This window comes from Phaeovulum molybdatiresistens (assembly GCF_023544865.1).
GTDB lineage: Bacteria > Pseudomonadota > Alphaproteobacteria > Rhodobacterales > Rhodobacteraceae > Pontitalea.
The window spans coordinates 1-17,138 of sequence record NZ_JAMJFX010000040.1 but is presented as its reverse complement, the minus strand read 5'-3'; the positions used below and the strand labels follow the sequence as shown (position 1 = coordinate 17,138).

13 protein-coding genes and 1 tRNA gene are annotated in these 17,138 nt (G+C 62.4%); all 14 read right to left on the bottom strand.

The window, feature by feature from the left end:
* Positions 1-152 precede the first annotated feature (152 nt).
* Complete coding sequence (fusA, locus tag MXB90_RS16505; RefSeq protein ID WP_250046524.1) at positions 153-2,270, bottom strand: elongation factor G; 2,118 nt, start codon at positions 2,268-2,270, stop codon at positions 153-155.
* A gap of 9 nt (positions 2,271-2,279) precedes the next feature.
* Positions 2,280-2,750, bottom strand: coding sequence for a 30S ribosomal protein S7 (rpsG, locus tag MXB90_RS16500; RefSeq protein ID WP_250046523.1), 471 nt, complete (start codon positions 2,748-2,750; stop codon positions 2,280-2,282).
* Between the two features lie 12 nt (positions 2,751-2,762).
* Complete coding sequence (gene rpsL / locus MXB90_RS16495) at positions 2,763-3,134, bottom strand: 30S ribosomal protein S12 (RefSeq protein WP_010399029.1); 372 nt, start codon at positions 3,132-3,134, stop codon at positions 2,763-2,765.
* A gap of 261 nt (positions 3,135-3,395) precedes the next feature.
* The gene (locus MXB90_RS16490; RefSeq protein WP_250046522.1) at positions 3,396-4,268 is read right to left on the bottom strand and encodes a DMT family transporter; all 873 of its coding nucleotides are present in this window, start codon (positions 4,266-4,268) and stop codon (positions 3,396-3,398) included.
* 64 nt (positions 4,269-4,332) lie between these two features.
* Entirely contained in the window at positions 4,333-8,571 is a 4,239-nt protein-coding gene (rpoC, locus tag MXB90_RS16485; protein WP_250046521.1) for a DNA-directed RNA polymerase subunit beta', read from the bottom strand.
* Positions 8,572-8,621: 50 nt separating this feature from the next.
* Complete coding sequence (rpoB, locus tag MXB90_RS16480; protein WP_250046520.1) at positions 8,622-12,758, bottom strand: DNA-directed RNA polymerase subunit beta; 4,137 nt, start codon at positions 12,756-12,758, stop codon at positions 8,622-8,624.
* A gap of 242 nt (positions 12,759-13,000) precedes the next feature.
* Positions 13,001-13,375: a 50S ribosomal protein L7/L12 gene (rplL, locus tag MXB90_RS16475; protein WP_250046519.1), complete on the bottom strand. Its 375-nt coding sequence runs from the start codon at positions 13,373-13,375 to the stop codon at positions 13,001-13,003.
* Between the two features lie 67 nt (positions 13,376-13,442).
* Positions 13,443-13,958 (bottom strand): 50S ribosomal protein L10, encoded by a 516-nt coding sequence (gene rplJ / locus MXB90_RS16470; protein WP_250046518.1) that lies wholly within the window; start codon positions 13,956-13,958, stop codon positions 13,443-13,445.
* 526 nt (positions 13,959-14,484) lie between these two features.
* Positions 14,485-15,183 (bottom strand): 50S ribosomal protein L1, encoded by a 699-nt coding sequence (gene rplA, locus MXB90_RS16465; protein ID WP_250046517.1) that lies wholly within the window; start codon positions 15,181-15,183, stop codon positions 14,485-14,487.
* A 3-nt stretch (positions 15,184-15,186) separates the two neighbouring features.
* Positions 15,187-15,639 (bottom strand): 50S ribosomal protein L11, encoded by a 453-nt coding sequence (rplK, locus tag MXB90_RS16460; protein WP_250046516.1) that lies wholly within the window; start codon positions 15,637-15,639, stop codon positions 15,187-15,189.
* A gap of 90 nt (positions 15,640-15,729) precedes the next feature.
* Positions 15,730-16,266: a transcription termination/antitermination protein NusG gene (gene nusG, locus MXB90_RS16455; RefSeq protein ID WP_250046515.1), complete on the bottom strand. Its 537-nt coding sequence runs from the start codon at positions 16,264-16,266 to the stop codon at positions 15,730-15,732.
* A gap of 206 nt (positions 16,267-16,472) precedes the next feature.
* Complete coding sequence (secE, locus tag MXB90_RS16450; RefSeq protein ID WP_250046514.1) at positions 16,473-16,655, bottom strand: preprotein translocase subunit SecE; 183 nt, start codon at positions 16,653-16,655, stop codon at positions 16,473-16,475.
* Between the two features lie 106 nt (positions 16,656-16,761).
* Positions 16,762-16,837 (bottom strand) — tRNA-Trp (locus tag MXB90_RS16445).
* A 196-nt stretch (positions 16,838-17,033) separates the two neighbouring features.
* Positions 17,034-17,138: EF-Tu C-terminal domain-related protein (locus MXB90_RS16440; RefSeq protein ID WP_250042360.1), on the bottom strand; the 105-nt coding region annotated here is incomplete at its 5' end.

The window sequence follows — 17,138 nt, the reverse complement described above, 5'->3', positions numbered from 1 at the left end:
TGCCGTGGTCAACGTGACCAATGGTCCCGATGTTGACGTGCGGTTTCGTCCGTTCAAACTTTGCCTTTGCCATGATGGCCTCCTGGTTCGATGGCGGTGCGCCCAATGGCGCACCCTACGGGGGGTAGGGTGGGCAGGTCTGCCCACCGCTCTTATGCGTATTTCTTCTGGATCTCGTCCGAGATGTTCTGCGGAACGGCGTCGTAATGATCGAAGATCATCGTGAACACCGCGCGGCCCGAGGACATCGAGCGCAGGTTGTTGATGTAGCCGAACATGTTCGCCAGCGGCACCATTGCGGTGATCACGTTGGCGTTGCCGCGGCTGTCCTGACCCTGGACCATGCCCCGACGCGAGGTCAGGTCGCCGATGATGCCGCCGGTGTATTCTTCCGGGGTCACCACTTCGACTTTCATGATCGGTTCAAGCAGCTTCGCACCAGCCTTCTTCAGACCTTCGCGCATTGCCGCACGCGACGCGATTTCGAACGCCAGCACAGACGAGTCGACATCGTGGAAGGCACCGTCGATCAGCGCCACCTTGAAGTCGATCACCGGGAAGCCCGCCAGCGGACCGGAGTCCATGACCGACTTGATGCCCTTTTCGACGCCGGGAATGTATTCCTTCGGCACCGCACCGCCCACGATCTTGGATTCGAAGGAATAGCCTTCGCCCGGTTCGGTCGGGGTGATGACCAGCTTGATGCGCGCGAACTGACCGGTACCGCCGGTCTGTTTCTTGTGCGTGTAGTCGATCTCGGCTTCGCGCGAGATGGTCTCGCGATAGGCCACCTGCGGGGCACCGATGTTCGCCTCGACCTTGAACTCGCGCCGCATGCGGTCGACGAGGATGTCGAGATGAAGTTCGCCCATGCCCTTCATGATGGTCTGGCCCGATTCGAAATCGGTCTCAACGCGGAAGGACGGGTCTTCGGCGGCCAGGCGGGCGAGCGCGAGGCCCATCTTTTCCTGGTCAGCCTTCGACTTCGGTTCCACGGCGATCTCGATCACCGGCTCGGGGAAGGTCATCGTTTCCAGAACGACCGGTTTTGCCGGATCGCACAGGGTGTCACCGGTGGTCGTTTCCTTCAGACCGGCCAGCGCAATGATGTCGCCCGCGAAGGCTTCGTCGATTTCCTCACGCTGCACGGCGTGCATCATCATCATACGGCCGACGCGTTCCCGCTTGCCCTTGGTCGCGTTCAGCATCTGGTCGCCCTTTTTCAGGACGCCGGAATAGAGCCGCGTGAAGGTCAGCGAGCCGACGAAGGGGTCGTTCATGATCTTGAACGCCAGACCCGAGAAGGGTTCGGTGTCTTCGGGCTTGCGCGCGATGTTGCGGGTTTCGGTCTCGTCGCCCGGCGCAAAGCCCATGTAGGGCGGGATGTCCAGCGGGCTGGGCAGATAGTCGACCACTGCGTTCAGCAGCGCCTGCACGCCCTTGTTCTTGAAGGCCGAACCACCAAGAACCGGAACGAAGGCCATCGCCAGCGTGCCCTTGCGGATCAGCGCGCGCAGCGTGTCCACGTCGGGCTCGTTGCCTTCCAGATAGGCTTCCATCGCGGCATCGTCCTGCTCAACGGCAAGCTCGATCAGGGTGGCGCGGCGCTCTTCTGCCTCGCCCTTCAGATCGTCGCGGATCGGACGGTGAACCCAGGTTGCGCCGACGTCGTCGCCTTCCCAGACCCATTCTTCCATGGTGACCAGGTCAACGATGCCTTCCAGCTTGTCCTCTGCACCGATCGGGAACGCGATCGGTGCCGGGGTGGCGCCGGTGCGGTCCTTGATCATGGTCAGGCACTTCTGGAAGTCGGCGCCAATCTTGTCCATCTTGTTGACGAACACGATCCGCGGCACGCCGTAACGGTCAGCCTGACGCCACACCGTTTCGGTCTGCGGTTCCACGCCGGCGTTGCCGTCCAGCAGGCAGACAGCACCGTCGAGCACCGCCAGCGAACGTTCCACCTCGATGGTGAAGTCCACGTGACCGGGGGTGTCGATGATGTTGAAGCGGTGCTTGGGCGAGATCGGGTTTTTGCCGTCGTAGGTCTTTTCCCAGAACGTCGTGGTCGCGGCCGAGGTGATGGTGATCCCGCGTTCCTGTTCCTGCTCCATCCAGTCCATGGTCGAGGCGCCATCGTGCGTCTCGCCCATCTTGTGGGACTTGCCGGTGTAGAACAGGATCCGCTCGGTCGTGGTGGTCTTGCCCGCGTCGATGTGGGCCATGATCCCGAAGTTGCGGTAAAGGTTCAGCGGATATTCGCGTGCCATGATGCCCCCTTACCAGCGATAATGGCTGAACGCTTTGTTCGCGTCGGCCATCTTGTGGGTGTCTTCGCGCTTCTTCACGGCCGAACCACGCGAATTCACCGCATCCAGAAGCTCGCCGGCAAGGCGCTCTTCCATGGTGTTTTCGTTACGGTTCTTCGCGGCGGTGATCAGCCAGCGGATCGCCAGGGCCTCACGGCGGGTCGGACGGACCTCGACCGGAACCTGGTAGGTCGCACCACCGACGCGGCGCGAACGCACCTCGACCGAGGGTTTGACGTTGTCCAGCGCTTCGTGGAACACTTCGATCGGCTCGCGCTTGAGCTTGCCCTCGACCCGCTCCAGCGCGGAATAGACGATGCGTTCGGCAACGGATTTCTTGCCGTCGATCATCAGGTTATTCATGAATTTGGTCAGAACGCGGTCACCATACTTGGCGTCCGGCAGAACTTCGCGCTTCTCAGCGGCGTGACGACGAGACATCTGTAGATCTCCTTACTTCGGACGCTTCGCGCCGTATTTCGAACGACGCTGACGACGGTCTTTGACGCCCTGCGTATCGAGAACACCGCGCAGGATGTGGTAACGAACGCCCGGAAGGTCCTTCACCCGGCCGCCACGGATCAGAACCACCGAGTGTTCCTGAAGGTTGTGCTTTTCGCCAGGGATGTAGCTGATCACTTCGAAGCCATTGGTCAGACGGACCTTGGCAACTTTCCGCATAGCGGAGTTCGGCTTCTTCGGCGTCGTCGTATAGACGCGCGTGCAAACGCCACGCTTTTGCGGGCAGGACTGGAGGTGCTGCGACTTTGAGCGCTGCACCTTGGGCTGCCGCGGTTTGCGGATCAGCTGTTGGATCGTCGGCATTAGGTTCGCCCTATATTTGCAACCCGTTTAATCATCGCCCGTCAGCGACTTTCGGGGGCATTTCACATCATCAGCGCCTTGCGCGTCCGCAAACCGCCATAACCGCAGACGCCCCCTTGCGGGGACGGTGCGGCCCAGTTTCAGAGGATCGGGGCCAGGCCCGGATCGTGACCACATAGAATATGGGTCCCGCCGGACAGACTGCGCCCGTCGGGTAGCGCGGCGTATAGGGGGAGTCGGGGGGCTTGTCAACACTGGCCCTTAGCGCGCCCGCGCCAGCTTGCGTTCGCGCTGGAAGGTGTAGAGGCCGGTCGCCACCACAATGCCCGCGCCAACAAAGGTCGCAAGATCCGGCCAGTCGCCGAACACCGCCCAACCCAGCACCAGGGCAAAGACCAGGCCGACATAGCGCAGCGGCGCGACCACGTCCACATCGCCCACCCGCATCGCCGCGATCACGCCCAGATAACCCGCGATCAGGAAGGCCGCGCAAAGACAGACCAGCGCCCCCTGCCCCGCCGAGACAGGCACCCAGCCCCCGGCGAATCCCATCCAGATTGCGCCCATCACCATCACCGCGGCAGATGCAACAAGCGCGACAATCACCGAAGGAACCGCGCGGGCAAGCTGGCGCGTGGTCAGGTCGCGCAGCACAACAAAGCCAACGGTCAACAGGCCAAGGATCGACTCAGCCCCGAACGCCCCGGCCCCGGGCCGGACGATCAGCATGACCCCGGCGAAGCCGATGATGATGGCCGCCAACCGGCGCACGCCGATCGGGGCACGCAGGAACAAAGCCGCTGCCAGCGTCACCGCAAGCGGCACGGATTGCATGATTGCCGTCAGCGTCGCCAGCGGCATCGTGACCAGCGCGACCAGAAAGGTGATGCTACCCGCCACCTCGCCGAAGGTGCGCCAGCCGATCAGGCGCAGATCCCGCCGCTCGGGGCGGAAACCAAGCACACGTTGATGCGCGGCCAGCGCCGCCAGCGCCAGCGTGGTGGGCAATCCGCGAAGGAAGATCGCCTGCGCCACCGGCATCTGCTGGCTGAGGTATTTCATGATCGCGTCGTTGCAAACGAAACCGGCCGCCGCCAGTGTCATCAGAATGATCCCGCGCAGATTGTTGGTCATGCCCTTGCCCACCCCGTGAAAAAAGGCCCCGCGAAATGCGGGGCCTTTTCAATTGGTCTTCGGATCAGTCTTGGCTTTCCGGTGTTTCCACCGGGCCAAAGTCCGGCTCGGTGGCTTCGGCCACTGCCATCGGTGCGACCAGCGCTGCCGCGGCTTCGGCCTCGGCCCGGCGGGCCTCAATGACCGTGTGGTCCCGTTCGGCCGCGATCTTGCGCACCCGGGTGGTGGCCCCGCCCGTGCCCGCCGGGATCAGGCGGCCGACGATGACGTTTTCCTTCAGCCCCACCAGCTTGTCGCGCTTGCCCTGAACCGAGGCCTCGGTCAGCACGCGGGTCGTTTCCTGGAAGGACGCCGCCGAGATGAACGAGCGTGTCTGCAGGCTTGCCTTGGTGATGCCCAGCAGCACCGGTTCGCCACGCGCGGGGCGACCGCCACGCGCTTCGACCTTGGCGTTTTCCTCGTCGAACTCGGCCTTGTCGACATGCTCGCCCTTGAGCAGCGTCGTATCGCCCGAATCGAGGATCTCGATCTTCTGCAGCATCTGGCGAACGATCACCTCGATGTGCTTGTCGTTGATCTTCACGCCCTGCAGTCGATAGACGTCCTGCACCTCGTCGATCAGGTAGTCGGCCAGCGCCTCGATCCCCATGATCCGCAAGATGTCATGCGGGGCGGGGTTGCCGTCCATGATGTAGTCACCCTTCTGCACGAAGTCGCCTTCCTGCACCGGGATGTGCTTGCCTTTCGGCACCATGTATTCGACCGGCTCCTGCCCTTCCTGCGTCGGTTCGATGGCGATGCGGCGCTTGTTCTTGTAGTCCTTGCCAAAGCGCACATAGCCGTCGATCTCGGCGATGATGGCGTGATCCTTGGGACGACGGGCCTCGAACAGTTCCGCCACGCGGGGCAGACCCCCGGTGATGTCCTTGGTCTTGGCGCCTTCGCGCGGGATACGGGCGACCACGTCACCGGCCTTGACCTCTTGCCCGTCCTCGATCGACAGAATCGCGTCGACCGACATCGGGTAGGTGATCGGGTTGCCGGCCTCGTTGCGCACAGGCTCGCCATCGGCGTTCACCAGGATGATCTCGGGCTTCAGCTCGTTGCCTTTCGGCGCATTGCGCCAATCGGTCACGATCTTCTGGGTCATGCCGGTGGCATCGTCGGTTTCGTCGCGCACCGAGATACCCGAGACCAGGTCCACGAACCGCGCCACACCCGCCTTTTCGGCGATGATCGGCAGGGTATAGGGGTCCCATTCGAACAGCTTGGTGCCGCGCTTGACCGCATCGCCTTCCTTGACGAACAGCTTCGAGCCGTAGGACAGCTTGTGGCTGGCCCGCTCTTCGCCCTGATCGTCCAAAATCAAGACCTGCATGTTGCGGCCCATGACGATCTGATCGCCCGAGGCGTTTTCCAGCAGCGAAGCGTTGCGGAATTCGATCCGGCCTTCCTGGCTTGCCTCAAGGAAGGATTGCTGACCACCCTGCGCGATGCCGCCGATGTGGAAGGTCCGCATCGTCAGCTGCGTGCCCGGTTCCCCGATCGACTGCGCGGCGATGATGCCGACAGCCTCGCCGATGTTGACCAGCGTGCCGCGCGCCAGATCGCGCCCGTAGCACAGCGCGCAGACGCCTTCCTCGGCCTCGCAGGTCAGCGCCGAGCGGATGCGCACCGACTGGATGCCCGCCCCCTCGATCGCATCGGCCTTGCGTTCATCGATCAGTTCGTTCTTGCGCACCAGCACCTCTTCGGTGCCCGGAACAAGAATGTCATCGGCGGCGACACGGCCCAGCACACGTTCGGACAGCGGCGCGACGACCTCACCATCGTTGACCGCCGCGGTTGCGGTGATCGCACGTTCGGTGCCGCAGTCATGGCTGCGCACGATGCAATCCTGCGCCACGTCGACCAGACGACGGGTCAGGTAGCCCGAGTTCGCCGTTTTCAACGCGGTGTCGGCCAGACCCTTCCGGGCGCCGTGGGTCGAGTTGAAGTATTCAAGAACGGTCAGACCTTCCTTGAAGTTCGAGATGATCGGCGTCTCGATGATCTCACCCGACGGCTTGGCCATCAGACCGCGCATCCCGCCCAGCTGTTTCATCTGGGCCGGCGAACCCCGCGCCCCGGAATGCGACATCATGTAGACCGAGTTCGGTTCCATCTCGGCGCCCGCGTCATCCACGCGAACCGCCGAAATTTCCTTCATCATCTCGGCTGCGACGGCATCGGAACATTTCGACCAGGCATCGACGACCTTGTTGTACTTTTCACCCTGGGTGATCAGGCCGTCCATGTACTGCTGTTCGAATTCCTTCACCTGATCGCGGACACCATTCACGATGTCCCACTTGGTGTCGGGGATCACCATGTCGTCCTTGCCGAAGGAGATACCGGCCTTGAACGCTTCACGGAAGCCCATGCCCATGATCTGGTCACAGAAGATGACCGATTCCTTCTGACCGCAGTAACGGTAGACGGTATCGATCACGTGCTGCACGTCCTTCTTGCGCAGCAAGCGGTTCACAAGCTCGAACGGCGCCTTCGCGTTCAGCGGCAGCAGCGCGCCCAGACGGACCCGGCCGGGGGTGGTTTCAAACCGCTTGAGAACCTCGTTGCCCTCATCGTCGATCTGTTTCACGCGGCACTGGATCTTGGAATGCAGATGCACCGCACCGGCGTTCAGCGCATGTTCCACTTCCTCGACCGAACCAAAGACCATGCCTTCGCCCGGCATGCCCTTGCGTTCCATCGTGGTGTAGTACAGCCCCAGAACCATATCCTGCGACGGAACGATGATCGGCGCGCCGTTGGCGGGCGACAGAACGTTGTTCGTCGACATCATCAGCACGCGCGCTTCCAGCTGGGCTTCCAGCGAGAGCGGCACGTGAACGGCCATCTGGTCGCCGTCGAAGTCGGCGTTGAACGCCGAACAGACCAGCGGGTGCAGCTGGATCGCCTTGCCTTCGATCAGGATCGGCTCGAACGCCTGGATGCCCAGACGGTGCAGCGTCGGCGCGCGGTTCAGCAGAACCGGGTGTTCGCGGATCACCTCGTCCAGGATATCCCAAACCTCGGGGCGTTCCTTTTCAACCAGCTTCTTCGCCTGCTTGACGGTCGAAGACAGGCCCTTGGCCTCAAGCCGCGAATAGATGAACGGCTTGAACAGTTCCAACGCCATCTTCTTCGGCAGGCCGCACTGGTGCAGCTTCAGCTCCGGACCGGTCACGATGACCGAACGGCCCGAGAAGTCGACGCGCTTGCCCAGAAGGTTCTGACGGAACCGGCCCTGCTTGCCTTTCAGCATGTCCGACAGCGATTTCAGCGGGCGCTTGTTGGTGCCCGTGATCACGCGGCCGCGGCGACCGTTGTCGAACAGCGCATCGACGGATTCCTGCAACATCCGCTTTTCGTTGCGGACGATGATGTCGGGCGCGCGCAGTTCGATCAGCCGCTTGAGGCGGTTGTTCCGGTTGATGACCCGGCGATACAGATCGTTCAGGTCCGAGGTCGCGAACCGGCCACCATCCAGCGGCACCAGCGGGCGCAGTTCCGGCGGGATCACCGGCAGCACCGTCAGCACCATCCATTCCGGACGGTTGCCCGATTCCAGGAACGATTCAACGATCTTCAGCCGCTTGATGATCTTCTTCGGCTTCAGCTCGCCCGTGGCTTCCTTCAGCTCGTCGCGCAGCTGTTCGGCCGTCGCTTCCAGGTCGATCGCCGACAGCATTTCGCGGATCGCCTCGGCGCCGATGTTGGCGGTGAAGGCGTCGGCGCCGTACTGGTCCTGCGCGTCAAGATATTCTTCCTCGGTCAGCAGCTGACCATAGGACAGGTCGGTCAGACCCGGTTCGATCACGACGTAGTTTTCAAAATAGAGGATGCGTTCCAGATCGCGCAGCGTCATGTCCAGCATCAGGCCGATGCGCGACGGCAGCGACTTGAGGAACCAGATATGCGCGACCGGCGAGGCCAGCTCGATATGGCCCATGCGCTCGCGCCGGACCTTCTGCAGCGTGACCTCAACACCGCACTTTTCGCAGACAACGCCGCGATATTTCATGCGCTTGTATTTGCCGCAGAGGCATTCGTAGTCCTTGATCGGGCCAAAGATCCGCGCGCAGAACAGGCCATCACGCTCGGGCTTGAAGGTCCGGTAGTTGATGGTTTCGGGCTTTTTGATTTCCCCGTAAGACCACGACAGGATGCGCTCGGGCGAGGCCAGCGAGATCTTGATCTCGTCGAACTGCTTGGGCGCAGCCAGCGGGTTGAACGGGTTCTGGGTGAGTTCCTGGTTCATCTGATATTCCTTGAATACGGGCAGAGGGGATGGGGTGAGGGGTCAGCCCCTCACTCCTCGTCCTCCGCATCCAGGAGTTCCATGTTGAGGCCGAGGCCCCGGACCTCTTTGACGAGAACGTTGAACGATTCCGGCACGCCGGCTTCGAAATTGTCCTCGCCCTTGACGATCGACTCGTAGACCTTGGTCCGGCCGGCCACGTCGTCCGACTTCACCGTCAGCATCTCTTGCAGGGTGTAGGCAGCGCCATAGGCTTCCAGCGCCCAGACCTCCATCTCCCCAAGACGCTGGCCACCGAACTGCGCCTTACCACCCAGCGGCTGCTGGGTCACAAGCGAGTACGGGCCGGTCGAACGTGCGTGCATCTTGTCGTCGACCAGGTGGTGCAGCTTCAGAACGTATTTGACGCCCACGGTGACCGGGCGGGCAAACTGCTCGCCGGTGCGGCCGTCGAAGACGATCGACTGCCCCGAGGTGTCAAAGCCCGCGCGGCGCAGCGCGTCGTTCACGTCGGCTTCTTTCGCCCCGTCGAACACCGGCGTCGCAATCGGAACGCCGCCACGGACGGTTTCCGCATGTTCGACCAGCTGATCATCCGAGACATTGGCGAAGGCTTCTTCGTAGGTGTCATCGCCATAGCCGTGGCGCATCGCCTCACGCACCGGGGTCATGTCGCCCGAGCGGCGATAGTCGTGCAGCGCCTCATCGATCCGCAGGCCCAGGCCACGCGCGGCCCAGCCCATGTGCGTTTCCAGGATCTGCCCGACGTTCATCCGCGAGGGCACGCCCAGCGGGTTCAGCACCAGGTCAACCGGGGTGCCATCGGCCAGGAACGGCATGTCCTCCATCGGGACGACCTTCGACACAACGCCCTTGTTGCCGTGACGACCGGCCATCTTGTCCCCGGCCTGAAGCTTGCGCTTCACCGCCACGAACACCTTGACCATCTTCATCACGCCCGGGGGCAGGTCGTCGCCTTGACGGACCTTTTCGACCTTGTCCTCGAAACGGTGATCCAGGGCACGCTTCTGCGCGTCGAATTGATCGTTCAGCGCCTCGACTTCCTTGGCATCGTTTTCGTTTTCAAGGGCAAGCTGCCACCACTGGCCACGGCTCAGCGTGCCCAGCAGCTCCTCGGTGATTTCCGAACCCGCCTTGACGGTCTTCGGGCCTTTCACGGCGATCTTGCCAAGGATCAGGGTCTTCAGGCGCGCATAGATGTTGCGCTCCAGAATCGCCAACTCGTCGTCACGGTCGCGGGCAAGGCGTTCAACCTCTTCGCGCTCGATCTGCAGGGCACGTTCGTCCTTGTCGACGCCGTGGCGGTTGAACACGCGCACTTCGACGATGGTGCCATAGGCCCCCGGCGGCAGACGCAGCGAGGTGTCGCGCACGTCGGATGCCTTTTCGCCGAAGATGGCGCGCAGCAGCTTTTCTTCCGGCGTCATCGGGCTTTCGCCCTTGGGGGTGATCTTGCCCACCAGAATGTCGCCCGGCCCCACTTCGGCGCCGATATAGACGATGCCCGCTTCGTCAAGGTTGCGCAGGGCTTCCTCGCCGACGTTCGGGATGTCGCGGGTGATCTCCTCCGGGCCAAGCTTGGTATCGCGGGCCGCCACTTCGTATTCATCGATGTGGATCGAGGTGAACACGTCGTCGCGGTGGATACGTTCCGAGATCAGGATCGAGTCTTCGTAGTTGTAGCCGTTCCACGGCATGAAGGCCACGATCACGTTCCGGCCGATGGCCAGTTCGCCCTGATCGGTCGAAGGACCATCTGCGATGACCTGACCCTTGGATACCACATCCCCCACCTTGACCAGCGGACGCTGGTTGATGGTCGAGGACTGGTTCGAGCGCTTGAACTTGCGCAGGCGATAGATATCGACGCCCGCATCGCCCATGCCCAGGTCTTCGTTGGCGCGGATAACGATCCGCTGCGCATCGACCTGGTCAATGATGCCACCACGCTTGGCCATGATCGCCGCGCCGGAATCGCGGGCCACCACGGCCTCCATCCCGGTGCCGACAAACGGTGCCTCGGAGCGCAGCAACGGCACGGCCTGACGCTGCATGTTCGAGCCCATCAGCGCACGGTTGGCGTCGTCATTTTCCAGGAAGGGGATCAGCGCCGCAGCGACCGAAACCAGCTGTTTCGGCGACACGTCGATCAGATCCACGGCCTCGGACGGGTTCAGCATGAATTCGCCGCCCTGACGGGTCGACACCAGATCATTGACGAACTGGCCTTCGGCATCCAGCTGCGCGTTGGCCTGCGCGACGGTGTGGCGCATCTCCTCGGTGGCCGACAGGTAAACGACATCGTCGGTCACCTTGCCATCCACGACCTTGCGGTAAGGGGTTTCGATGAAGCCGTACTTGTTGACGCGGGCGAACGTGGCCAGCGAGTTGATCAGGCCGATGTTCTGACCTTCGGGCGTTTCAATCGGGCACATCCGGCCATAGTGGGTCGGGTGAACGTCGCGCACCTCAAAGCCGGCGCGTTCGCGGGTCAGACCGCCCGGGCCAAGCGCCGACAGACGGCGTTTGTGCGTCACTTCGGACAGCGGGTTGGTCTGGTCCATGAATTGCGACAGCTGGCTGGAGCCGAAGAATTCGCGCACCGCAGCCGCGGCCGGTTTCGCGTTGATCAGGTCCTGCGGCATGACCGTGTCGATTTCGACGCTGGACATGCGTTCCTTGATGGCGCGTTCCATGCGCAGCAGGCCGACGCGATACTGGTTCTCCATCAACTCGCCAACGGACCGCACCCGGCGGTTGCCAAGGTGGTCGATATCGTCGATCTCGCCCTTGCCGTCGCGCAGTTCAACAAGGCCCTTGATGCAGGCGATGATGTCCTCGCGGCGCAGCGTGCGCTGGGTATCGGGGGCGTCCAGATCCAGGCGCATGTTCATCTTGACGCGGCCCACCGCGCTCAGATCGTAGCGTTCGGAATCGAAGAACAGGCTGTCGAACAGGGACGAGGCGGCCTCGACCGTCGGCGGCTCACCCGGACGCATGACGCGATAGATGTCCATCAGCGCCTGATCGCGGTTCATGTTCTTGTCCGCGGCCATGGTGTTGCGGATGTAGGGGCCGACGTTGACGTTGTCGATGTCCAGCACCGGAATGTCGGTGATGCCGTTGTCCAGCAGCGCCTTGACCGTGCCGCCGACCAGCTGGCCGTCACGGTCGTATTCGGCGGTCAGCTCATCCCCCGCCTCGACATAGATGTAGCCAGTGTCTTCGTTGATGATGTCCTTGGCGACATAACGGCCAAGGATATGCTCGAACGGCAGCAGAAGATCGGTGATCTTGCCGTCGTCGATCCACTTCTTCACCATGCGCGGCGTGGCCTTGTCGCCCGCCTTCAGGATGACTTCGCCGGTGGCCGCATCGACCAGGTCATAGGTCGGACGGGTCCCGCGCACACGCTCGGGGAAGAACTTGCTGACCCAGCCGCGCTTGCCCTCGGCCCGGAAGGCCACGGTGTTGTAATAGGCATCCATGATGCCTTCCTGATCCAGCCCCATCGCGTAAAGCAGCGTGGTCACCGGCAGTTTGCGGCGACGGTCGATGCGCGAAAAGACCAGATCCTTGGCGTCGAATTCGAAATCCAGCCAGCTGCCACGGTAGGGAATGATGCGGCAGGCGAACAAAAGTTTCCCCGACGAATGGGTCTTGCCACGGTCATGGTCGAAGAACACGCCGGGCGAGCGGTGCATCTGGCTCACGATGACACGCTCGGTCCCGTTCACGATGAACGTGCCGTTCGACGTCATGAGCGGCATGTCGCCCATGAAGACGTCCTGTTCCTTGATGTCCTTGACCGAACGCGCCCCGGTGGTTTCATCGACATCGAACACGATCAGGCGCAGCGTCACCTTCAGCGGGGCCGAATAGGTCATGTCGCGCTGCTGGCATTCCTCAACGTCGTATTTCGGCTTTTCCAGCTCATACTTGACGAATTCGAGGATCGCGTTGTCGTTGAAATCCTTGATCGGGAAAACCGACTGGAAAACCCCCTGGATCCCCTCGCCATCAAGCGGCTTGTCAGCATCGCCCGAGCGCAGGAACAGGTCGTAGGAGGATTTCTGAACCTCGATGAGGTTCGGCATTTCGAGGACTTCGCGAATTTTGCCATAATAGCGGCGGATGCGCTTCTGACCAACGTAAGCTTGAGCCATGCTCGTCGTGACCTTTCGTCTCTTCGCGGGTGCGCGCCGTCGGGGCCCGGCACGCGCCGCATGCGAATGAAGGGGGCCGGTTCCATTCATGCCCCCCGTCCCACCGGAAGGCTCCCGAACCGGGAACACCGCCTTGGGAAAGGCTTACGCGTTAAGCCCTCGCCAAGACAGGTTCGGCTGGGCCCGGGATTGCCCCGGACCCAGCCCAATCACATGATCGGATGCAAAGGCATCCGGCCCGATTACTTCAGCTCGACCTTCGCGCCGGCTTCTTCGAGCTTTTTCTTCATTTCTTCGGCTTCGCCCTTGGCGGCGCCTTCCTTGACCTTGCCACCGGCTTCGACCAGGTCCTTGGCTTCTTTAAGGCCCAGACCGGTGATCGCGCGGACTTCCTTGATCACGTTGATCTTGTTCGCGCCCGCGTCGACCAGAACCACGTCGAATTCGGTCTTTTCTTCCGCAGCTTCAGCCGGGCCAGCAGCCGGGCCAGCCATCATGACGGCGCCACCAGCGGCCGGCTCGATGCCGTAGTCGTCTTTCAGGATTTGCTTCAGTTCTTGCGCCTGCAGCAGCGTGAGGTTCACGATTTGCTCGGCGAGTGCTTTAAGATCGGCCATTTTTCCGTTCCATTCTCATTTAGGGTTTTCCAACGTCAGGTCTGTCCCGACGAAGGCAAAGATTGCGTCAGGCGGCTTCCCGCTCCTCAAGCGTCTTGAGGATGCCCGCGATGTTGGAAGCAGGCGCGCCAATGGCACCGGCGATGTTGCTGGCCGGGGCGCCGATGCAGGCCGCGATCTGAGCGATAAGCTCTTCGCGCGACGGCATCTGGGCCACGGCTTTGACACCGGCGGGGTCCAGAGCGTCCTTGCCCATGGCGCCGCCAAGAATCACGAACTTGTCGTTCGTCTTGGCATAGGCATCCGCGACCTTCGCAGCAGCGACAGGATCTTCGGAATAGGCAAGAACGGTCATGCCCGTGAGAAGTTTGGCCATGCTTTCGCAGGGTTTGCCTTCCAGGGCGATCTTGGCGAGCGTGTTCTTGGCAACGCGGACGGACCCACCGGTTTCGCGCATGCGCGCCCGAAGGTCCTGCATCTGTGCAACCGTCATGCCTTCGTAGTGGGCAACCACCACAACGCCAGAGCTTTCGAAGATCTGGCCGAGTTCCTCGACCACTTTCTCTTTTTGGGCTCTATCCACGGTTTCACTCCAAGTGTGGGGGTTTCCCCCCGGCTCTCATTGGCCCCGGCTTGCACCGGGGTTCGGGTCCGATCGGTTCCCGAGAAGATCGCCCGAGGTCTACCCCGGAATTCGTCTCGTTTCCCATCTCAAGCAGGAAATTAAGCCAGAAGGCACCCGCTATCTCGGACGACGCATCCGGCCCGCGAGAATCGCAAGCCCGATACAGGCCGCGGGTATAGGCGGTGCGGCCCCCCTTGCCAAGAGGAAAACGGCGCCAGGGGGGCAGAGATGTCTTGCTGGCACGCCCCATGCAAGTGCCCCGGCACAGCGACCGCGCAAGGGTACCATGATTTCGCGGCTGAGCAGGGCGAGCATCAAGATGGCAGGTGATCCGAGCGCCCCACCGGCGTCACGCATGACCGCGATGGGTCTTCAGGTCAGGGTTCCGGCAGACCGTGGGTATCGCCAGAATAGATGGATCTGTGCCGATGGGGCACGCCCTATGACAAAACCGCCGGGGGTGACCCGGCGGCTTTGCTTTTCATCAGTTGGCGGTCGCCGAGGTGATGTCGACCGAAACACCCGGCCCCATCGTCGAGGAGAGCGACACCTTCTTGAGGTAGGCACCCTTGGCCCCCGAGGGCTTGGCACGCGACACGGCATCCACAAAGGCGCGGACGTTCTGCGCCAGCGCTTCTTCGGTGAACGAGACCTTGCCGATACCGCCGTGAATCACGCCGGCCTTTTCGACCTTGAACTGGACTTCGCCGCCCTTCGCCGCATCGACAGCCGTTTTCACGTCCATCGTCACGGTGCCGACCTTCGGGTTCGGCATCAGGTTGCGCGGGCCCAGGATCTTGCCCAGACGGCCGACCAGCGGCATCATGTCCGGGGTGGCGATGCAGCGATCGAATTCGATCTTGCCGGACTGGATGGTTTCCATCAGGTCCTCGGCGCCGACGATATCGGCACCGGCGGCCTTGGCTTCGTCAGCCTTGGCGCCGCGGGCGAACACGGCCACGCGCACGGTTTTGCCCGTGCCGTTGGGCAGTTGCACCACGCCGCGGACCATCTGGTCGGCGTGACGCGGGTCGACGCCCAGGTTCATCGCGATTTCCAGCGTCTCGTCGAACTTCGCCGAGGCAGAGGATTTGATCAGCTTGACAGCCTCTTCAACCGAGAGATTGTCCTTGCCTTCGAAAGCGGCGCGCGCGGCGGCCGAACGTTTACCGATCTTGGCCATGGCTTACCCTTTCACCTCGATACCGACCGACTTGGCGGAGCCGAGGATGATCTGCATCGCGGCTTCGATGTCGTTGGCCGACAGGTCTTTCATCTTCTGTTCCGCAATGGCGCGCACCTGCGCCACGGTCACGGTGCCAGCCACTTCGCGGCCCGGCTTGGCCGACCCCTTCGGACGGTTGCGCTTGCCAACCGGCTTCAGGCCAGCGGCCTTCTTCAGCAGGAACGAGGCCGGCGGCGTCTTCGTTTCGAACGTGAACGACTTGTCGGCGTAATAGGTGATGACCACCGGAACCGGCGAGCCAGCTTCCATTTCCTGCGTCTTGGCGTTGAACGCCTTGCAGAATTCCATGATGTTGATGCCGCGCTGACCCAGCGCAGGACCGATCGGCGGAGAGGGGTTCGCCTGCCCCGCCTTGACTTGCAGCTTCAGCTGCCCGACGACTTTCTTGGCCATCTGGCCTTCTCCTTCATCACTGTCACCCCTTGGGGGCGAAGTTTAGTGGTTCGGTCCGGGGCCAGCCCCTCGCCTCCCACGGCTCTCACATCAGGCGACTTTCGACACCTGGGTGAATTCCAGTTCGACCGGCGTGGGCCGGCCAAAGATCGACACGGTCACCTTCAGGCGACCCGAAATATCATCGACTTCCTCGACCATGCCCGAGAAGCCTTCGAACGGACCGTCGGTCACGCTGACATTTTCGCCCACTTCGAAGCGGATCAAGTTGCGCGGCTGCGCCTCCTGGCCTTCGCCGGTGCGCTTGAGCATCTGGTTGACCTCGGCATCGCGCATCGGCTGCGGCTTGCCCTGCGGCCCCAGGAAGCCGGTCACGCGATTGATCGAGTTGATCAGGTGATAGCCCTTGTCCGACATCTCCATGCGCACCAGCACATAGCCGGGCATGAAGCGCCGTTCAGACGTCACCTTTTTACCGCGGCGGATCTCGATCACCTCTTCGGTGGGGACCAGAACTTCCTCGATCTGATCCTCAAGGCCCTGTTCCGCAACGGCCTGCTTGATCTGCTCGGCAACCTTCTTCTCGAAGTTCGAGAGGACGCTAACCGAATACCACCGCTTCGCCATGCTTGCCCGTGCCTCTTTTCCACCGACGGATGTCCGCCGAAAATTCCGCATATTCGGCAGGTTTCCCCGCCAGCCCAGAACATAAAACAGCGCGCATGACCCGAATCGATGCGCGCCGGCCTCTGGAAAGTTCCGCCCCTTTAGCGCCCAGGGTCTTTGATTTCAAGCCCAACCGGCCAGAAATCACCCCGGCGGGGCCGCCCCCGTCAGCCGATGATCGCACCGACCCCGAAGCGGATGACCCAGTCCACCAGCGCAAAAAACGCCGCCGTCAGTGCCGCCATCACGAAAACCATCGCCGTGGTCAGCATCACCTCGCGCCGCGTCGGCCAGACGACCTTCGCCACTTCCGAGCGCACCTGCTGCATGAACTGAAGGGGGTTTGCCATCGTCCGTCCTCTTGCCTCGCGCCGATTGCGCCGGGGGTCAGATACGCGGATCCCGCGCCGATTTCAAGCGCCGAGCGTCGCGACACATCCATGTTCGGGAACGACCTGGCAGGGGCAGAGGGACTCGAACCCCCGACCCTCGGTTTTGGAGACCGATGCTCTACCAACTGAGCTATACCCCTAGGCCGTGCGCGGGTGCTACGGCACCTTTCGGGTGAAATCAAGGGGCTTTTCGCATGGGCGTGATGTTCTGCGGCCATACCGCGCAACATGGCACGTCCGGCATCTGCGCCCGATGGCGCAGCCCGCCCGAAACCGGGGCACCGCAAATGAAAAGGGCCGCCCGAGGGCGGCCCTTCCATCAGGATGCGGATCGCATCACTTGATGATTTTCGACACGACGCCTGCGCCGACGGTGCGGCCGCCTTCGCGGATGGCGAAGCGCAGTTTTTCTTCCATCGCGATCGGGGCGATCAGCTCGAC

Bases quoted from the DNA above. Each gene is read 5' to 3' on its own strand.
- rplK (WP_250046516.1), bottom strand. From the start codon at position 15,639: ATGGCCAAGAAAGTCGTCGGGCAGCTGAAGCTGCAAGTCAAGGCGGGG.
- rpoB (WP_250046520.1), bottom strand. From the start codon at position 12,758: ATGGCTCAAGCTTACGTTGGTCAGAAGCGCATCCGCCGCTATTATGGC.
- secE (WP_250046514.1), bottom strand. From the start codon at position 16,655: ATGGCAAACCCCCTTCAGTTCATGCAGCAGGTGCGCTCGGAAGTGGCG.
- nusG (WP_250046515.1), bottom strand. From the start codon at position 16,266: ATGGCGAAGCGGTGGTATTCGGTTAGCGTCCTCTCGAACTTCGAGAAG.
- rpsG (WP_250046523.1), bottom strand. From the start codon at position 2,750: ATGTCTCGTCGTCACGCCGCTGAGAAGCGCGAAGTTCTGCCGGACGCC.
- rplA (WP_250046517.1), bottom strand. From the start codon at position 15,183: ATGGCCAAGATCGGTAAACGTTCGGCCGCCGCGCGCGCCGCTTTCGAA.
- rplL (WP_250046519.1), bottom strand. From the start codon at position 13,375: ATGGCCGATCTTAAAGCACTCGCCGAGCAAATCGTGAACCTCACGCTG.
- MXB90_RS16490 (WP_250046522.1), bottom strand. From the start codon at position 4,268: ATGACCAACAATCTGCGCGGGATCATTCTGATGACACTGGCGGCGGCC.
- rpsL (WP_010399029.1), bottom strand. From the start codon at position 3,134: ATGCCGACGATCCAACAGCTGATCCGCAAACCGCGGCAGCCCAAGGTG.
- rpoC (WP_250046521.1), bottom strand. From the start codon at position 8,571: ATGAACCAGGAACTCACCCAGAACCCGTTCAACCCGCTGGCTGCGCCC.
- fusA (WP_250046524.1), bottom strand. From the start codon at position 2,270: ATGGCACGCGAATATCCGCTGAACCTTTACCGCAACTTCGGGATCATG.